Annotated in this window: 16 protein-coding genes and 1 tRNA gene; 12 read left to right on the top strand and 5 right to left on the bottom strand. The window is 63.3% G+C overall.

All coding sequences use genetic code 11. The features are described 5' to 3' along the window. Nucleotides 1–322 precede the first annotated feature (322 nt). A complete protein-coding gene (locus tag AAFX91_RS26055; protein ID WP_130583366.1) occupies nt 323–1,246 on the bottom strand; it encodes a hypothetical protein in 924 nt (307 codons plus the stop codon). Between the two features lie 516 nt (nt 1,247–1,762). Beyond that, nucleotides 1,763–1,849: transfer RNA gene (locus AAFX91_RS26050), tRNA-Leu, on the bottom strand. 153 nt (nt 1,850–2,002) lie between these two features. On the opposite strand from AAFX91_RS26050, the gene AAFX91_RS26045 reads away from it, so the two are divergent. After that, entirely contained in the window at nt 2,003–2,992 is a 990-nt protein-coding gene (locus tag AAFX91_RS26045; RefSeq protein WP_130581653.1) for a complex I NDUFA9 subunit family protein, read from the top strand. Nucleotides 2,993–3,099: 107 nt separating this feature from the next. On the opposite strand, the gene AAFX91_RS26040 is transcribed toward AAFX91_RS26045, so the two are convergent. Then, nucleotides 3,100–3,906, bottom strand: a complete 807-nt coding sequence (locus AAFX91_RS26040; protein WP_165421360.1) for an undecaprenyl-diphosphate phosphatase — start codon at nt 3,904–3,906, stop codon at nt 3,100–3,102. A gap of 350 nt (nt 3,907–4,256) precedes the next feature. On the opposite strand from AAFX91_RS26040, the gene AAFX91_RS26035 reads away from it, so the two are divergent. From AAFX91_RS26035 to AAFX91_RS26020, 4 genes are all read left to right on the top strand, one after another. Next, entirely contained in the window at nt 4,257–4,949 is a 693-nt protein-coding gene (locus AAFX91_RS26035) for a glutathione S-transferase family protein (RefSeq protein WP_028164834.1), read from the top strand. Further along, nucleotides 4,898–6,133 (top strand): tRNA epoxyqueuosine(34) reductase QueG, encoded by a 1,236-nt coding sequence (gene queG / locus AAFX91_RS26030; protein ID WP_394568570.1) that lies wholly within the window; start codon nt 4,898–4,900, stop codon nt 6,131–6,133. Before AAFX91_RS26035 ends, queG begins: the two co-directional genes overlap by 52 nt. Nucleotides 6,134–6,363: 230 nt before the next feature. After that, the gene (locus tag AAFX91_RS26025) at nt 6,364–8,292 is read left to right on the top strand and encodes a hypothetical protein (RefSeq protein WP_394568569.1); all 1,929 of its coding nucleotides are present in this window, start codon (nt 6,364–6,366) and stop codon (nt 8,290–8,292) included. A 13-nt stretch (nt 8,293–8,305) separates the two neighbouring features. Then, nucleotides 8,306–9,904: a PEP/pyruvate-binding domain-containing protein gene (locus AAFX91_RS26020; protein WP_394568568.1), complete on the top strand. Its 1,599-nt coding sequence runs from the start codon at nt 8,306–8,308 to the stop codon at nt 9,902–9,904. A gap of 125 nt (nt 9,905–10,029) precedes the next feature. On the opposite strand, the gene AAFX91_RS26015 is transcribed toward AAFX91_RS26020, so the two are convergent. Both AAFX91_RS26015 and AAFX91_RS26010 read right to left on the bottom strand, forming a co-directional pair. After that, nucleotides 10,030–10,500 carry a nuclear transport factor 2 family protein gene (locus tag AAFX91_RS26015; protein WP_394568567.1) on the bottom strand — a complete coding sequence of 157 codons (471 nt, stop codon included), beginning with the start codon at nt 10,498–10,500 and terminating at the stop codon, nt 10,030–10,032. A 137-nt stretch (nt 10,501–10,637) separates the two neighbouring features. Continuing rightward, a complete protein-coding gene (locus AAFX91_RS26010; RefSeq protein ID WP_394568566.1) occupies nt 10,638–11,453 on the bottom strand; it encodes an alpha/beta hydrolase in 816 nt (271 codons plus the stop codon). A 223-nt stretch (nt 11,454–11,676) separates the two neighbouring features. Between AAFX91_RS26010 and infC the strand changes: the two genes are divergently transcribed. From infC to AAFX91_RS25975, 7 genes are all read left to right on the top strand, one after another. Then, nucleotides 11,677–12,216: a translation initiation factor IF-3 gene (infC, locus tag AAFX91_RS26005; RefSeq protein WP_130581655.1), complete on the top strand. Its 540-nt coding sequence runs from the start codon at nt 11,677–11,679 to the stop codon at nt 12,214–12,216. 369 nt (nt 12,217–12,585) lie between these two features. After that, nucleotides 12,586–12,786 (top strand): 50S ribosomal protein L35, encoded by a 201-nt coding sequence (gene rpmI / locus AAFX91_RS26000; protein WP_028164829.1) that lies wholly within the window; start codon nt 12,586–12,588, stop codon nt 12,784–12,786. Between the two features lie 72 nt (nt 12,787–12,858). Then, the gene (rplT, locus tag AAFX91_RS25995; protein ID WP_027581334.1) at nt 12,859–13,218 is read left to right on the top strand and encodes a 50S ribosomal protein L20; all 360 of its coding nucleotides are present in this window, start codon (nt 12,859–12,861) and stop codon (nt 13,216–13,218) included. Nucleotides 13,219–13,325: 107 nt separating this feature from the next. After that, complete coding sequence (gene pheS, locus AAFX91_RS25990; RefSeq protein WP_394568565.1) at nt 13,326–14,408, top strand: phenylalanine--tRNA ligase subunit alpha; 1,083 nt, start codon at nt 13,326–13,328, stop codon at nt 14,406–14,408. 2 nt (nt 14,409–14,410) lie between these two features. Then, entirely contained in the window at nt 14,411–14,821 is a 411-nt protein-coding gene (locus tag AAFX91_RS25985) for an ASCH domain-containing protein (RefSeq protein ID WP_394568571.1), read from the top strand. Further along, entirely contained in the window at nt 14,818–17,226 is a 2,409-nt protein-coding gene (gene pheT / locus AAFX91_RS25980; RefSeq protein WP_394568564.1) for a phenylalanine--tRNA ligase subunit beta, read from the top strand. Before AAFX91_RS25985 ends, pheT begins: the two co-directional genes overlap by 4 nt. Then, complete coding sequence (locus tag AAFX91_RS25975) at nt 17,223–17,999, top strand: sulfite exporter TauE/SafE family protein (RefSeq protein ID WP_394568563.1); 777 nt, start codon at nt 17,223–17,225, stop codon at nt 17,997–17,999. Before pheT ends, AAFX91_RS25975 begins: the two co-directional genes overlap by 4 nt. The last annotated feature ends 96 nt before the right edge of the window (nt 18,000–18,095 follow it).

Genomic DNA, 18,095 nt, shown 5'->3' with positions numbered 1-18,095 from the left:
ACAAAGCTCGCGCCAAACTCGGCCGCGCCTATCCAGCCACCCCCAAAGAGTCAAAATCACTGTGATAGACCACTAGCGAGTTGGGCAGCGTGAGGGGACGCTCAAGACATCTTCACCCGTGCGGACCTATCAGTGTTTTGCTGTTATCGGGCCGCAGTGCCCAAAGCAAAAAGGGTCAGACGGTTGCTCGTCTAGTCCTTCGCATTCTCCGCTAGCGAGGCAGGGGCCCAAGTAGGCCCGGTCGTTGGCCAGAAGCTAGACAACTCTCACAATTGGCGCAGGGCTAGGAACGGCTGACACCCTGTCCCTCGTTGAACTTCATTCAGACCACAATACTAACTTTTGGATTAGCGGTAGCGTCAAAGCTCAAGGGAGCATCAAAATCCAAACAAGGAAACCCGTGCTGGTCTTTTGTTATGAGGGATCGCGAGAAGTATGCTTCCGTATCAATCTTTGTATCCAGAAGCTCGAGAGCTATCGAAACCAAGCCGTCGCCAGTCTCGTTCTTGGTCTTGACGCAAACGGTTAGATTTCCATCCGGCAGAGGAATTACATTCCATCCATTCGGATCGCCCGGCCATCTGCCATCTTTGCCAGTGGGAATACTTCTGGTTGTCCCAACCGCTAGTTCGACAGTTGCTGCGAACCCGGGCACAATCTCCGCAGACTTGCCAGATAATAGAACGCATGTACCGATGATGAAGTCGTCCATCTCTGTTTGTGGGATACCTTCCTTTTGGAATATCTGCTTGATTTCTAACTTCACGGCATCCAAATCGAAGACATTTTTCCCGACGATGGTTCGGCAGAATAACGTCGCTAGTCGGTACAGTTCATTCGGGTTTTTGCAGTTTATCCGCATCGGGTAAGCCGACTTGTCATCGAACCACGATTCGATTGCGTTTTTAGCTTGCTTCTTTGTCATGTCTGCATGCTTCAGAAGCTCTGCCTCATTCGCCTCTTTAGCTTTTGTCAGAAAATAGTGCTTAAGCCACCAACCGCATTTTCCTTTCGGTTCTAACGGCCTCTTTTTGTCACTCTGGTAAGTTTGAAAGAATGCGACTTGCGCGAACACATAAGCCGTCGTGTCCAAGGTCGCGCCTCTGTCACGCCTTGAATGAGCGATGAAATCACCAATCTCGCGCGTGAACGGACCAATTCCAGCTTCTCTGTACTTCATGTAAAGCGCAAGAATGTCAGCATCCGTGTATGTGCCATTCCTGATCCTTGCGCCTGACCCCACCATTGCCCCCTCTACGCCGCATCGTTATCCCCCTCGGTAAAGACCTCTAGCGTGAACACTTTTTAAGTCTAGCGGCATCAGCCTCAAGAACCTCAATTCGCCGTTCAAGAGCAGCTTCAATCACCAGCAGGCGCTTCGAGTTCTGAACGGTTGGACGACAACTGCTCTCCGCGCTGCTGCACCACGCTGACTTGTTGGCTCGAAAAGCCCTTATTTTTCATGGGAAATCGGTGCGATCCTCATCCGTTCATTCCTGTCTGGCAAGGTTACCCCCACCAGCACGGCCCACCCGTATCGTAGCAGTCTCGTCTCCAACCGGATCGCGCAGCACGCAGCCAAGCGCCTTGACGCGCAAGTCGGCCGGGACACGTAGTCGGAGGGTTTTGAAGGAAGGGCCGTCGCGGAGGACAGGAGAAGAGCTTTGCAGAAGCATGTGTACCGTCTCTGTGTACCAGTTGAGACGGTCGACCACCCTTGAATAACAAGGACTTCAGCGAAATCAACAACATCGCAATGCGATGGTGCCCAGGAAAGGACTCGAACCTTCACGGCCGTGAGGCCACTGGCACCTGAAGCCAGCGCGTCTACCAATTCCACCACCTGGGCACGTGGCGGGGTTAGTAAGGACCGGTCGCGCGCTTGTCAAATAGACGATTGGAAACTCAAATAGTCTGTACAGGGTGACCGCGATGGCGTATCGCGACATCCGGCTGAACAGGCCCCAAAATCGCACCTATTTCGACCCGCAGGAACTGACCCATGGCATCGAACCTGGAAACGCTCGTCACGGTTTTCGGCGGATCGGGCTTCCTGGGGCGGCACGTGGTCCGGGCGCTGTGCAAGCGGGATTACCGCGTTCGCGTCGCCGTCCGGCGACCGGAACTGGCCGGGCACCTGCAGCCGCTCGGCAAGGTCGGCCAGATCCACGCCGTCCAGGCCAATCTGCGCTACCCGGCCTCGGTGGCCGACGCGATGCGCGATTCTCACGTCGCCGTTAACCTGGTCGGCATCCTCACCGAGAGCGGCGGGCAGACGTTCGAGGCGGTTCAGGCCAAGGGCGCCGAGGCGGTGGCTGCGGCCGCAAGCGCGGAAGGCGCGCGGGTGGTGCATGTCTCGGCGATCGGCGCCGACGCCGATTCGGCTTCCGCCTATGCCCGCGCCAAGGCGGCTGGCGAAGCGGCGGTGCTGGCGGCCTCGCCGTCCGCCACCATCCTGCGCCCGTCGTTGGTGTTCGGGCCGGAGGATCAATTCACCAACCGTTTCGCGGGGATGGCCCGGATGTCGCCGGCAATCCCGCTGGTCGGCGGCGGCCTGACCAAGATGCAGCCGGCCTATGTCGGCGACGTCGCCACCGCGGTGGCCGATGCCGTCGACGGCAAGACCAAGCCGGGCGCGACCTACGAATTGGGCGGCCCGGAAGTGCTGACCATGCGCGAGATCATGGAGACGATCCTTGATATCACCGACCGCGACCGCGCGCTGGTCTCGCTGCCGTTCGGCCTCGCCAAGATCATGGCCGCGTTCCTGCAATTCGCACCGGGCGCGCTGAAGCTCACGGCGGATCAGGTCGAGCTGTTGCGCAAGGACAATGTGGTGTCGGACGCGGCCAAGGCCGCGGGCCTCACCTTCGAAGGATTGGGCATCACCCCCGATTCGCTGGAAGCAATCGCCCCGCAATATCTCTGGCGCTTCCGCCCGGCCGGCCAGTTCGAGCGCAAGAACGCATATCGTCCACCGTCTCAGGCTTGACGCAGATTGTAGCCCGGATGGAGCGAAGCGTAATCCGGGAACACCGCAGACGCGGATGCGCCGACCCCGGATTACGCTTCGCTCCATCCGGGCTACGAAACTGACTCTTACCTTCCTAGCGCCAGCGCGATCAGGCCGAGCGTGCCGACGATCACGCGCCACCACGCGAACAGTGTGAAGCCGTGGCGGGTGACATAGGAGAGAAAGGTCTTCACCACGACCACAGCGGTGATGAGCGAGACCACGAATCCGATCGCGACGATCCATAGATTGTCCGTCGTCATCTCGGCGCGGTTCTTGTAGAAATCATAGGCGAAGGCGCCGATCATGGTCGGGATCGCCAGGAAGAATGAGAACTCCGCCGCCGCGCGCTTGTCGGAGCCGAGCAGCATTGCCGCGACGATCGAGGCGCCGGAGCGCGACACGCCCGGGATCATCGCCATGCACTGCGCGATGCCGATCCAAAGGTACATCAGCAGCGGGAATCTCGTCGCGTCATGTTCGCGCGGCTTGAGCTCGAGCTGATCGACCCACAGCAGGATGGCGCCGCCGACGATCAGCGAGAAGCACACGACCCACGGATTGAACAGAACGGTCTTGATGTATTTGCCGGCAATGAGGCCGACGATGACGGCCGGCAGGAACGCGACCAGCACGCCGATGACGAAGCGCCGGTCATCCGCATTGGAGAACATGCCGAGCGCGACCCGCCACAATTTGCCGAAATAGAGTCCGACGATGGCAAGGATCGCGCCGAGCTGGATCAGGACGGTGAAGCTGTCCCAGAAGGGGCCTTCGCCGAGTCCGAAGAATCGTTCCGCCAGCAGGAGATGGCCGGTCGATGAAACGGGCAGGAACTCCGTCACGCCTTCGATTATGCCCAGAATCACCGCCCGCAACGTATCGGTCATCATGATGTGGCCTGCTTTTGCTGGAGAAATCGGGTTCTTCTCGCCTATTCCCCGTTTTGCTGCAATCGCTAAAAACGCCAAACATAGGTTGCCTGATTCGTCTGATTGGCTAGAGCATGATCCGGAAAAGCGGAAACCGGTTTTCCTTCGCGACAAACGCGATGCGTTTGCGCGGAGATCATGCTCAAACTGAGAGCATGGTGCGGAGAAGTGGCAGACCGGTTCTGCAAAAAGATCATGCTCAAACAAAGACATGGGACCATGATCCGATTTCATCTAATCGCATCGTGAATTAGTGTCCCTGATCTGCCGCGGCTTCGACACGATCAGGCCGTGAACTGCTGAAGGACTTCATGTACACGCTGTTTCATCATCCGTTCTGTCCGCATTCCCGTTTCATTCGCCTGGTGCTTGGCGAATACGGGCTCGATCTGCGGCTGGTGGAGGAACGGGTCTGGGAACGTCGCGAGGCCTATCTGGCGCTCAATCCGGCGGCAACGACGCCGACCTTGATCGCCGAGGGTTTCCCGCCGGTTCCCGGTGTCGGCGTGATCGCCGAATATCTCGACGAGGCGCATGGGCTGAATGCCGGCGACCGGCGCCTGATGCCGACCTCGATGGCCGAACGCGTCGAGGTGCGCCGGCTGATGTCGTGGTTCAACGACAAGTTCTTCGAGGAGGCCTCCAATCCGCTGGTGACCGAGCGCATCTACAAGCGCTTCATGAGCGAGGAAGACGGCGGAGGCGCCCCGAATGCGGAGGTGCTGCGCGCGGGCAAGGCCAATGTGCGCTATCATCTGACCTATATCGGCTGGCTGGCGCGGACGCGGAACTATCTCGCCGGCGACCGGCTCACTTACGCGGATCTCGCCGCCGCGGCGCATCTTTCGGCGATCGACTATCTAGGCGACGTGCCATGGAGCGAGGACGACGCAGCAAAGGCGTGGTACGCGCGGGTGAAATCCCGCCCGTCGTTCCGCCCGCTGCTCAGCGAATGGCTGGCGGGCGTGCCGGCGTCGCGGACCTATGTGGACCTCGACTTCTGAACCCACCGCCCAAGCTTTCACCGGCCGATCTCAAATCCGCGCTCGAATGCGAAGCCCGCGCGCTCGGCTTCGACTGCATCGGCGTGACCGATCCCGGCGCGATCGGCGGCGCGGCCAAATATTTCCGCGAGTTCCTCGACTTGGGCGGCCATGGCGACATGGATTGGCTTGCGGCGCATCCTGAGCGCCGCAGCGATCCGCGCGTGCTCTGGCCCGGCGTGCGCTCGATCATCATGCTCGGCGTCAATTACGGGCCGGACGAGAATCCGCTCGAGATCCTGAAGCGCCGCGACCGCGGCGCGATCTCGGCTTATGCGCAGGGCGATGATTATCACGATGTGATCAAGAAGCGGCTCAAGACGCTGGCGCGATGGCTGGTCGCGGCCAGCGGCGATGAGGTGAAGGTGTTCATCGACACCGCGGCCGTGATGGAAAAGCCGCTCGCGCAAACCGCCGGTCTCGGCTGGCAGGGCAAGCACACCAACCTGGTGTCGCGCGACTTCGGCTCATGGCTGTTCCTCGGCGCGATCTTCACCGCAAGCGAGCTGCCGCGCGATTCCGCCGACATCGATCATTGCGGCTCCTGCACCGCCTGCCAGGACATCTGCCCGACCGCGGCATTTCCCGCGCCCTACAAGCTCGATGCGCGGCGCTGCATCTCCTATCTCACTATCGAGAGCAAGGGCCCGATCCCGCGCGAATTCCGCAAAGCGATCGGCAACCGCATCTATGGCTGCGACGATTGCCTCGCGGTGTGCCCGTGGAACAAGTTCGCGCAAGCCGGACGTGAAGCAAAGCTCGCAGCGCGCGAGGAATTGCGCGCCCCAGTGCTTGCCGATCTCGTGCGGCTCGACGATGCCGCGTTCCGCGCGCTGTTTTCGAAATCGCCGGTCAAGCGCATCGGCCGCAACCGCTTTGTCCGCAACGTTCTGATCGCGATCGGCAACTCCGACGATGCCGCTTTGGCCGGCGAGGCCGAGCGCCTGCTCGACGATGCAAGCCCGCTGGTGCGCGGCGCAGCCGTCTGGGCCTTGTCGCAACTCGTCGAACCGGAAGCTTTTGCCGCGCTGGCATCGCACGCAATCGATTCGGAGACCGACGACAGCGTGCGCGAAGAATGGCGCGCATCGGCGCCCGTATCAGACCCTCATCCTGAGGAGCGCGAAGCGCGTCTCGAAGGATGAGGCCACCGGGCGGCCCTCATGGTTCTCCCGGCGATGCGAAGCATCGTCCGGAGACGGCGCTCACGCGCCTCCTCACCATGAGGGTCGATAGTCGTGTGTAACGCGCGAGTTCGGCGACCTCGCGGCCGCATCAGATCGAATATGACAGCTATATGAATGATCTAGCGCAAGGAGACCGCCCCGGACGCAAGGCATAGAGATGGCAGTGATGTCTCGCGCCCGGTGGTCTCATGAAAGCACAGATCATTAGAGAACTCGGTCAGGCCGATATTCTCTTGCCGTCGCTCGTCGCCGAAGGCCTCGCCGCCAACGACCGCATCAAGGTCCGCTTGAGCGCGCTGCAGGCCGCCGCCGAACATGCGCGGCAGCCCGATCGCCCGATCAACCAGCTTGCCGTGGAAAGCCATGCCGCAGGGATCGCGCCGGCGGCCATCGCCTCCTTGGTCAGCGGCGCGCACATGATCGGCGACAGCCGTCTCAGTGCACCCGCGCTCGCAAAGCTGATGAAGGAGATCCAGGACGACATCGCAACCATGCTCCGCGCGGTGAATGCGGGCAGCGTGGCGGACGGCGAGAAGGCGAATGCACGTCTCGGTTCGATCCGCACCGCCGGCCTGCTCGATGCATCCAGCGAGATCGACTTCGCGCGGATCGCACGGCTGACCGGTGTCGGCGAGGACTCCGGCGCGAGCCTGCACCGGCTGGTGATGGAGCTGCACAAGGCGCTCAACAAGCTCGCCGCCGACTGCTCGGAAGAGGTGCTTGCCGGCGCCCATGTGTTCGGCCTGCACAGCGAGGACCGCGCGCCGGTCGAAAGCTTCATGAAGGGTCTCAACGAGACGCGCGGCCTCAAATTCGATCACCCCGGCCTCGACACCATGGCGACGCGGTCCGACGGCCGGCTCCTGATCCAGAATGACATCGGCACCACCGACGCGCATGTCCTGGTGATTGCGGTCAGGAAGAACGCGGTCACCGTCACCTACAGCGACGTGCATCTGGCGCGCGCGAAATTCTTCATCTCGCTGTTCGACAAGTTCGAGGCGAAGTGGAGCGGGCTCGACCGCCACTCGGCTGATGGCCTTGGCGAGGACAGCGCCTTCTTCCTCGTCACCGGCCAGTTCGAAGGCGGAAGCGCCGCGGACCGCAACGATTTCCTGGCCGCGGTGGGCGCCGCGCTGGTGTTCCTGATCGACTGGAACAAGGCGCGGAAATTGCTGCGGAGCTGGGTCGCCAAGGACGACGCCGCGCGGATCCTGGAATGGGCGGCGCGGCACCGGATCGGCCACCGCGCCTTCCTCGAACTCGGCGGCAATGAACTGCTCGGCGGCGCCGTGCGCAATGCCGCGCCGAACCGCATCGGTTTCGGTGAGCGGCTCGACCAGGCGCTCGGTCGCGCGGCCGCGATCGATTTCCTCAAGACCGTGCTGCGGCTTTCGACCGAGGCGCTGCTCGCCGGCCAATCGGTCAGGATGGTGCGTGACCAGATCGAGGCCGATCTGGTGCGGCGGCTGGAGCGGGTCGAGAGCGCGCTGCTGGCGATGGTGCTGCGTCAGGTCGGGCTAGCGCATGACCTCGTCGCCGCCATCTCCCGTTATGTCGCCACGCTACAGGCCAACCAGACCGCCGACGGCAAGGCGCTCGCCGCGCGCGCAAGCCATATCGAGCAGAAGGCGGATCGCCTCGCCTTCGAGGCGCGGCGCGAAGTCACCCGGCTCGATGCGCGCCCCGTCATCGGGCAGTTGATCGATCGCGCCGAAGAAGCCGTCGATGAACTCGAACAGGCCGCCTTCATCGCCTCGCTTACGCCTGCCTGCCTCGACAAGTCGCTGGTGTCGGCGCTCGCCGAACTCTGCGCGGTCGCCATCACCGCGACCGAAGCCGCCGCCAGCGGGCTTGCCGCTGCGATCGAAGTGCCGGAGGGCCGCCGCGCCGATTCCGAGGATGCGCTCGCTGCCGTCGTCCGCCTGGTCGACGCCGAGCACGCCGCCGACACATGCGAACGCACCATCACCACGCTGGTGTTCACCGGCGGCCACGATGTCGCGACCTCGCTGTCCACACTCGAACTCGCCCGCGCAGTGGAGCGCTCGACCGACCGCCTCGCCGGCTTCGGGCACCTGTTGCGACGGCACATCATGATCGATCTGGCGGCGTGAAGGGGAGGCAACAATGCAAATCGTGCGTATCGGCGGCGACGAGACCGTCTGTCACCCGGCCGAAGAGATCGGCGCCAAGGCTGCGAACCTCGCCAGGATGGCCGCGCTCGGCCTGCCGGTGCCGCCGGCCTTCGTGCTGCCCGTCAAACTCTGCGCTGACCTCACCGACAAGCACGCGCACGCGGAGCAGCGCTTGCGCGACGGGCTGAAGGAAGGCATCGCATTCCTCGAAAGCGTCACCGGCAAGCGTTTCGGCGATCACCGGCATCCGCTATTGGTCTCGGTGCGCTCCGGTGCTGCGCGATCGATGCCCGGCATGCTGGAGACGGTGCTCGATGTCGGCTGCACTTCGCGCGCGGTGCACGGCCTGATCCGCGCAACCGGCCGGCCGCGATTGGCATGGGATTGCCGCCGGCGTTTCCTGGAGAGCTTTGCCGAGACCGTGCTCGGCTTCGACTTTGCGCCATTCGCGGCACGGATCGTCGAGCTCACCGCGCAAGAGGGCGTTGCGACCGACCGCGAGCTCGACAGCGAGGCGATCGAACGGCTCGCTGCCGATGAGCAGGCGTTGATCGAGGATCGCGACGACGGCTGGCTCGAGGATGCGGAAGCGCAGCTCGAACGCGCGGCGCGCGCCGTCTATCAATCCTGGATGAGCGAGCGCGCGCAGACCTATCGCCGGCTGCAGAACCTCGAAGATTTGAAGGGCACTGCCGTGACGGTGCAAGCCATGGTGTTCGGCAATGGCGGGCTCGCTTCGGGCGCGGGCGTTGCCTTCTCGCGCGACCCTTCGAACGGCACAGCGCGGCCGATGATCGACCTGGTGCTCGACGCGCAAGGAGAGGACGTCGTGTCGGGCCGGCGCACGCCCGACAATGAGGCGACGATCGCCCGCGCGTTGCCGAGGCTCACGAGCGAGCTCGGCGACATCCTGAAACGGCTGGAGCGGGAATTCGCTGACGTCCAGGACGTCGAGTTCACCGTCGAGGACGGCAAATTGTGGATCCTGCAGACGCGCTCCGCCAAGCGCACGCCGCGCGCCGCACTAAAGATCGCGATCGACCTCGTGCATGAGGGACTGATCACGCCGAAGGAGGGGCTCAGCCGCATCGCCGATGTCGACCTCGCCTCGCTGGTCGAAGTCTCGCTGGCAGCAGTGGAGGATCCGGTCGTCACCGGCATCGGCGCCTCCGGCGGCATTGCTGTGGGGCGCGCCGCCTTCGATTCCGAAAGCGCGCAGCGGCTTGCTTCCGCCGGCGACCCCGTGATCCTGATGCGCCCGGACACCAGCACGGCCGATGTCGCGGGCTTTGCGGTCGCGGCCGGCATCGTCACCGCCGTCGGCGCGCGTACGGCCCATGCCGCGCTGGTCGCACGGCAGATGGGCAAGCCGTGCATCGTCGGATGCGCCGACATGACGATCGACGCCGTGGCCGAACGCGCCTCGCTCGGCAAGTCGCCCATCCTGGCGGGCGACTGGATCACCATCGAGGGCGATGGTGGCAATATCTATCTCGGGCGGCGTCAGACGGTCGTGAAGCGGCCGGAAGCGGAGCTTGCGGAAATCGCGAGCTGGCGGTCGCAGCAGGTGCGCAAGTCGGCGCCCGTCTGAGCACGCCCTCACCCTTTGTCATTCCGGGGCGATGCGCAGCATCGAGCCCGGAATCCATTTCACCACTTACCCCGCGGCCTGATGGATTCCGGGCTCGCGCTAACGCGCGCCCCGGAATGACGGCCTCAGTTGGCGAGATGCCGCGCCATCTCGGGGCGCGCCTTCAGCTCGGCGCCCTGCTTGGCGACGATCTTTGCAATTCGCTCCGGCACAAAGTGCATATCGAGGAAGGCCGGCGCGGTGTTGGCGACCTCGTGATATTCCGCGATGCGGCCATCGCGAAGGGTCATGATCGCAACGCCCTCGAACATCGCCCGCGCGCCACCAGCCTCCGGCAGCGTCGAGCGGTAGCTGAAGGTGTAGCGCGCATAGAGCGTACGGCCGTCGCTGACGGGGTCGTGCATGTCCCAGCGGAAATCGGTCGCGGTGCGATAGAAGACGTCGTCGATCATGTCAGCGATCGCGGCATGCCCCGTGAACGCGCCGTAGAACACGTCGTGATAGACGCCGTCGTCCGTGAACAAATCAGCGAATGCAGCGCCCTTCCGCTGTTCGACAGCATCGCAGAAGGCGCGGAGCAAGCACGTTGTTTCCATGGCGTTTCTCCCCACTCTTTCCGTCATGCCCCGCGCAGGCGGGGGCATCCAGTATTCCACAGCGGTCGTGATACATCGATGGGCCGCGGCGTACTGGATCATCCGCCTTCGCGGATGATGACAGCGTGAGTGGCCGCTCACCCCATCTCCTTTACCGCGGCGATGATGCGGGCGATGTCCTGCGGGCGCGACAGGCGGTGGTCGCCGTCCTGGATCATGGTCAGCACCACGTCCTCGCTCGGCAGCCGATGCGCCAGCGTGAACGCGTGTTGCCAGGGCAAGTCGGGATCCTGCGCGCCCTGCAGGATGCGCACCGGGCAGCCGACATCGATCTTGGCCCCGAGTAACAAATGATTGCGTCCCTCCTCGATCAGCGCCCGCGTGATCGGATAGGGGCTATCGCCATATTGCGACGGCCGCAGCCAGACGCCCTTGGTCTCGATCTCGGCACGGATTTCCGGCGAAAAGCCCTTCCACATCAGCTCTTCGGTGAAATCCGGCGCCGGCGCGATCAGTACCATTCCCGCGAGCGAGGCGCTGATGTCGGCACGCCTGGCAAGCTCGCGCGCCAGCAGCAGCGCCATCCAGCCGCCCATCGAGGAGCCGATCACGACCTGCGGCCCGCTGCAGAACTGCGCGAATACCGCGACACTCTCCTCGAGCCAGCGTCCAATGGTGCCGTCGATGAACTTGCCGCCGGATTCGCCATGGCCGGAATAATCGAACCGGACAAAGGCGCGTTCGTGTTCCACGACCCACGCATCGAGCGCGACCGCCTTGGTGCCCTTCATGTCGGAATTGAAGCCGCCGAGCCAGAACAGCCCAGGACTACGCTCAGGACTGCCCGCAAGGCTGCGACCTCCGCGCGCACGCACCGCAATGCGGCGGCTTTCGGCGCCGTTCCCTACCTCGATGAACTCTGGTTCCTGGTCGATAGTCGCGGGACCGGTCATGGGATCGTCATTCTCATCAGTGCGTTTTCGATAGACACGGGCAAACCGTGAGCAGGGAACATATCTCTCCTTGTAGAGTATCCGCTCACCAAATATCTGCTCTGTCGCGTGACCTAAATGCCGCGCATTTGACGGTTTTGGGATGCAACTTGCGAGCACGCTTGCCCGTTGCCAAGTATTGCTTCAAAATATCGCCTTCCTTCACAACTTTGGAGAGTTACCCATTCGCCGTCCCAATAGAGCCCCGCCCGCTGTCGCCAAAGACGGGCCGCGCACCAACGATGAAATCCGCAACGCGCAGATCCAGCTAATCGACCAGAACGGTACCAATATAGGCACCGTGGAAACCATGGTGGCCATCAAGATGGCCATGGAAGCCGGTATGGACCTGGTCGAGATTTCGCCGAATACGAGTCCCCCGGTCTGCAAGATCATGGACTACGGGAAGTACAAATATTCTGCGCAGAAGAAAGCCGCCGAAGCCCGCAAGAAACAGAAGATCGTCGAGATCAAGGAGATCAAGCTCCGTCCGATGATCGACGATCACGACTACGACGTGAAGATGCGCGCGATGCAGCGCTTCTTTGAGGAGGGCGACAAGGTCAAGATCACCTTGCGCTACCGCGGTCGTGAAATGGCGCACCAGGAAATCGGCACCAAACTGTTGGACAAGGTCAAGGCCGACGTCGCGCAATACGCCAAGGTCGAGCAGGACGCGAAGTTCGAAGGCCGCCAGGTCGTGATGGTGCTGGCGCCGCGCTGAGGCGAATTTTCGATCGGTGAAAGAAAACGCCCGCCGGACCGATCCGGCGGGCGTTTTCGTTCGGCCAGTAGCCCGGGTGGAGCGCAGCGCAACCTGGGTCTGTCGCCAAGCGATGCAGGCGTCCCGGGTTACGCTGGCGCTCCACCCGGGCTACGGTCGTCCCGCAGCGGTTCCGGGATTGCCAATTCGCCCCTACTCTGCCATAAGCGCAACCTTCGCCGCCCGGCTGATCAAGGGCTGCCGTGGCGACGTTCTGTGCGGGTTGTTTCATTTGCGAAAAACCTGAGCACATTCAACGCTCTAACGAGCATTTTAGCCGGCCGGCGCCCCTCGCGGGGCGGTTTCGTGCTGGCACTTAAGGAGAGCCAAATGCCCAAGCTGAAGACCAAATCGGGCGCCAAAAAGCGCTTCAAAGTGACCGGTACCGGCAAGGTGATGCACGCCCAGCGCGGCAAGCGCCACGGCATGATCAAGCGGACCAACAAGCAGATCCGCCAGCTCCGCGGCACCCGCGTGCTGTTCAAGACCGACGGCGACAACATCAAGAAGTACTTCTTGCCGAACGCTTGAGCCGAGCCGCTTGAACCTCGCCGCGGTCCGCGCGGCCCCCGTCACCACTTCAGAAATCTAAGGATTTAAGTCATGTCTCGCGTCAAACGCGGTGTGACCGCCCACGCCAAGCACAAGAAAGTCTACAAGGCCGCCAAGGGCTATTACGGCCGCCGCAAGAACACCATCCGCGTCGCCAAGCAGGCGGTCGAGAAGGCCGGCCAATATGCGTTCCGCGACCGCAAGCGCAAGAAGCGTACCTTCCGCGCGCTCTGGATCCAGCGCCTCAACGCCGCCGTCCGCCCGTTCGGCATGACCTACAGCCGCTTTATCGACGGTCTCTCCAAGTCGGGCGTCGTCGTCGACCGCAAGGTGCTGTCGGACCTCGCGATCCACGAGCCGGCCGCGTTCCAGGCGATCGCCGAGAAGGCCAAGGCCGCGCTCGCGGCCTAAACCATCGTCGCTTTTCTGCGAAGTTTCTGGAAATTGTCATGCCCGGCCAAATCCGGGCATGCCGGGCTGGGAGCGCCGGCTTGGTATCCTGGCCAAAAGGGATTGCCATGACCGACCTTGCTCAACTCGAATCGCAAATCCTCGCTGACATTACCAACGCCGGCGACGAAGCGGCGCTGGAAGCCGTGCGCGTCGCCGCCCTCGGCAAGAAAGGCTCGATCTCGGCGCTGCTTGCCACCCTTGGCAAGATGTCGCCCGAGGAGCGCAAGACACAAGGCGCGGCGATCAACCTTGCCAAGGACAAGGTCACTCAGGCGCTCGCCGAGCGCCGCGAGGTGCTGAAGGCCGCCGCGCTCGATGCCCGGCTTGCCTCTGAGACCATCGACGTCACGCTGCCGCTGCGCGAGGCGCCGGCGGAAGCGGGCCGCATCCATCCGCTCAGCCAGGTCTGGGACGAGCTGACGGCGATCTTCGCCGACATGGGATTTTCGGTCGCCGAAGGTCCCGACATAGAGACCGACGACTACAACTTCACCAAGTTGAACTTCCCGATCGGCCATCCCGCGCGCGAGATGCACGACACCTTCTTCTTCAATCCGAAGGAGGATGGCTCGCGCATGCTGTTGCGGACCCACACCTCGCCGGTGCAGGTGCGCACGATGCTGACGCAGAAGCCGCCGATCCGCGTGATCTGTCCCGGCCGCACCTATCGCATCGATTCGGACGCGACCCACACGCCGCAATTCCACCAGGTCGAGGGGCTCGTGATCGACAAGGAGTCGCATCTCGGCCACCTCAAATGGATCCTGCACGAGTTCTGCAAGGCGTTCTTCGAGGTCGACCACATCAACATGCGCTTCCGGCCGTCGTTCTTCCCATTCACCGAGCCGTCGCTGGAAGTCGACATCCAGTGCCGCCGCGACAAGGGCGAGATCCGCTTCGGCGAGGGTGAGGACTGGCTGGAGATTTTGGGCTGCGGCATGGTGCACCCGAACGTGCTGCGCGCCTGCGGCCTCGACCCCGACGTCTACCAGGGTTTTGCCTGGGGCATGGGCATCGACCGCATCGCGATGCTGAAATACGGCATGAGCGACCTGCGCCAATTGTTCGACAGCGACGTCCGCTGGCTCAGCCACTACGGCTTCAAGCCGCTCGACCTCCCAACGCTGGCGGGAGGGCTTAGTACGTGAACCTGAGTCCTGTGCCCGAGCAATATCGGAGCTTGCGCGCGTTCGCCTTTGGCGACGGCCCCGGGCTTGCCGACGAATTGCTCGAACTCGTCATCAAAGGCATCAAGACCGCGACCTGCAGCACTGAACACGAGCCGAACACCTCGACATCAGGCGAACGCTGGATCGTGCTCGACGGCCGCGGCGAACCGGCTTGCGTCATCGAAACAACCGAGGTGACCTATCGCCGTTTTGGCGAGGTCGACGCAGCGTTTGCCTACGAAGAAGGTGAAGGTGACCGCAGCCTGCAATATTGGCGGGACGCGCACCGCCGCTATTTCGGTCGGCAGGGCAAATTCAGCGAAGACATGATGCTGATGTGCGAGCGTTTTCGTCTGGTTGAGGTTTTTCGCGATCACAGGTTGGCATCATGAAATTCACCCTTTCCTGGCTGAAGGAACATCTCGACACCGACGAGCCCCTGGAAAAGCTCGCCGACAAGCTCACCATGATCGGGCTCGAGGTCGAGAGCATCGAGGACAAGGCGAAGGCGCTGGCGCCGTTCACCATTGCGCGGGTGATCTCGGCCGAGCAGCATCCGAATGCCGATCGTCTGCGGGTCTGCATGGTCGACACCGGCAACGGTGCTGCGCCGGTGCAGGTGGTCTGCGGCGCGCCGAATGCGCGAACAGGCCTGATCAGCGTGTTCTCAGCCCCCGGCACCTTCATTCCTGGCAAGAACATCACGCTCGGCGTCGGCACGATCAGGGGCGTCGAAAGCCGCGGCATGCTGTGTTCGGCGGCCGAGCTCGAGATCTCCGACGATCATGACGGCATCATCGAATTGCCCGCCGACGCACCCGTCGGTCAGGGCTATGCCGAATGGGCCGGGCTCGGCGATCCGACAATCGAGATCAACCTGACGCCGAACCGGCAGGATTGCACTGGCGTGCACGGGATCGCGCGCGATCTCTCCGCCGCCGACATGGGCAAGTTCATCGACCCCGCGATCAAGCCGATCAGGGGCGAATTCGCCTCGCCGGTGACGGTGACGGTGGAAGACGCCTCGCTCTGCCCGGGCTTCGCGTTGCGGCTGGTGCGCGGCGTGAAGAACGGCCCGTCGCCGGAATGGCTGCAGAAGCGCCTGGCTTCGATCGGGCTGCGGCCAATCAATGCGCTGGTCGATATCACCAACTTCATGACCTACGACCGTGCGCGTCCCCTGCACGTGTTCGACGCCAGGAAGGTGAAGGGCAATCTGGTGGTTCGCCACGCCCGCGACGGCGAGACCCTGCTCGCGCTCGACGGCCGCACCTACACGCTCGATTCCTCGATGTGCGTCATTGCCGATGACGCCGGCGTCGAATCGCTCGCGGGCATCATGGGCGGTGAGGCCTCCGGCTGCGACGAGAACACCACCGACGTGCTGATCGAATCGGCGCTGTGGAACGAGATCAACATCGCCCAGACCGGGCGCAAGCTCGGCATCAATTCGGATGCGCGCTATCGCTTCGAGCGCGGCGTCGACCCGGCCTTCATGGTTCCTGGTCTCGAGCTGGCGACCAAGATAGTGATGGAATTGTGCGGCGGCGCGCCGTCGGAAAGCATCGTCGTCGGCAATCGCTACGGCGACGACCGCGTGATCGATTTCCCGCTGACCGAGGTCAAGCGCCTCGCGGGAATCGAAGTCTCGCTGGTCGAGACGAAGCGCATTCTCACCCATCTCGGCTTCATGGTCGCGGGCACCGGCCCGGTGGTGAAGATCGCAGTGCCGTCCTGGCGCACCGATGTGCATGGCAAGGCCGACATCGTCGAGGAGATCGTCCGCATCGTCGGCGTCGACAAGGTGCCGATGACTCCGTTCGATCGTGGCGAGGAACCTCGCAAGCCGGTGCTCACCTCTATCCAGCTCCGCACCCGCCGCGCCAAGCGCGCGCTGGCCGCGCGGGGCATGGTGGAGGCGGTAACCTGGTCGTTCATCTCAAAACCCGCGGCGGAATTGTTCGGCGGTGGTCAGGCCGAGCTGGCGCTTGCCAACCCGATTGCATCCGACCTCTCGGACATGCGGCCGAGCCTCTTGCCCGGCCTGGTCGCAGCGGCGCAGGCGAACATCAACCGCGGTTATCCTGACGTGGCGCTGTTCGAGGTCGGCCAGGTGTTCAAGGGCGACAGGCCGGAAGACCAGTTCGTTGCCGCTTCCGGCGTGCGCCACGGCTTCGCCTCGTTGGAAGGCCTGGGGCGGAGCTGGTCCGGCTCGGCCACCGCTGACGCGTTCGATGCCAAGGCCGACGCGTTTGCCGTGCTGGCAGCGGCCGGCGCGCCGGTGCAGGCGGTGCAGATTGTGCCCGGCGGCCCGGCTTGGCTGCATCCCGGCCGTTCCGGCACGATCCAGATCGGCCCGCAGAACGTGCTCGGCTATTTCGGCGAGTTGCATCCGCGCGCGCTCGAGGCGCTCGGCGCCGATGGCCCGATGATCGCGTTCGAGGTGATCCTCGACCGCATCCCCGAGGCCAAGCGCAAGCCGACCCGCGCCAAGCCCGCGCTCGAACTCTCCGCGTTCCAGCCAGTGTCGCGCGACTTCGCCTTCATCGTCGACCGCAGCGTCAAGGCGGGCGATATCGTCCGCGCCGCGCTGGCCGCGGACAAGAAGCTGATCACAGAGGTCACCGTGTTCGACGTCTATGAGGGCAAGGGCATGGACGACGGCAAGAAGTCGATTGCGATCGCGGTCACCATTCAGCCGCGCGAGAAGACGCTGACCGACCAGGAGATCGACGCGGTGGCAGCCAAGATCGTCACTGACGTCACGAAGAAGACCGGCGGCACTCTCCGGGGATGAGCCCGTTCGGTCTCATCCCTTCGGACGTCAGCCTCAACGTTGCGCTGGCAATCTGTGCCATCGCCTTCGTCTCGGGAACGGCGCGCGGCTTTTCCGGTTTCGGCTCCGCGCTGATCTTCATGCCGCTGGCAAGCAGCATCGCTGCGCCCCGTCTGGTCGCAGCGCTGCTGCTGATCATCGATTTCGTCGCGGCCATGCCGCTGGTTCCGAATGCGTGGAAGCATGCCGACCGCCAGGCCACCGCGATCATGGTGCTCGGTGCACTCGTCGGCGTGCCGATCGGCACGTATTTTCTCAGCGTGCTCGACCCAGTGACCACGCGCTGGATCATTTCCGGCTTCGTCGCTGCGCTGATGGCGTTGTTGCTGTCGGGCTGGCGCTACCGCGGCAAGGACCACGCGACGCTTTCAATCGGCATCGGCGGCCTCTCCGGCTTTTGCAGTGGGCTCGCGCAAACCGGCGGTCCGCCGATCGTCGGCTACTGGCTCGGGCGCCCGATCAGTTTCACGGTGGCGCGCGCCAACATCGTGCTGTTCTTCGGCGCCTCGGATTTCTTTTCCGTCGTGAGCTATTTCTTCACCGGCCTGATCACCGCCGATTCCATCAAGTTCTCGCTCGTGGTCGGGCCGGTCTACGCCATCGGCGTATGGTTCGGCGCCTCCCTGTTCGGTAAGGCCAGCGAACGCGTCTTCCGCGCCATCTGCTACGCCCTGATCGCCGCCGCCGTCATCGCCGGCCTGCCCATCCTCGACGGCGTGCTGCGGGGACGCTAGATTCGGAAATCGGACGCGCGCTAGGGTCTGTTGGGATTCAGGATTCTCATTCGTGCTTGGCTGTGATTCAAGCTTTGGATGGAACGATTCGTTTTG

This window comes from Bradyrhizobium sp. 31Argb (assembly GCF_043638955.1).
In the GTDB taxonomy this organism is placed as follows: domain Bacteria; phylum Pseudomonadota; class Alphaproteobacteria; order Rhizobiales; family Xanthobacteraceae; genus Bradyrhizobium.
Note: the sequence above shows the minus strand (reverse complement) of the source record. Positions and strands in the feature narration are given on the sequence as shown.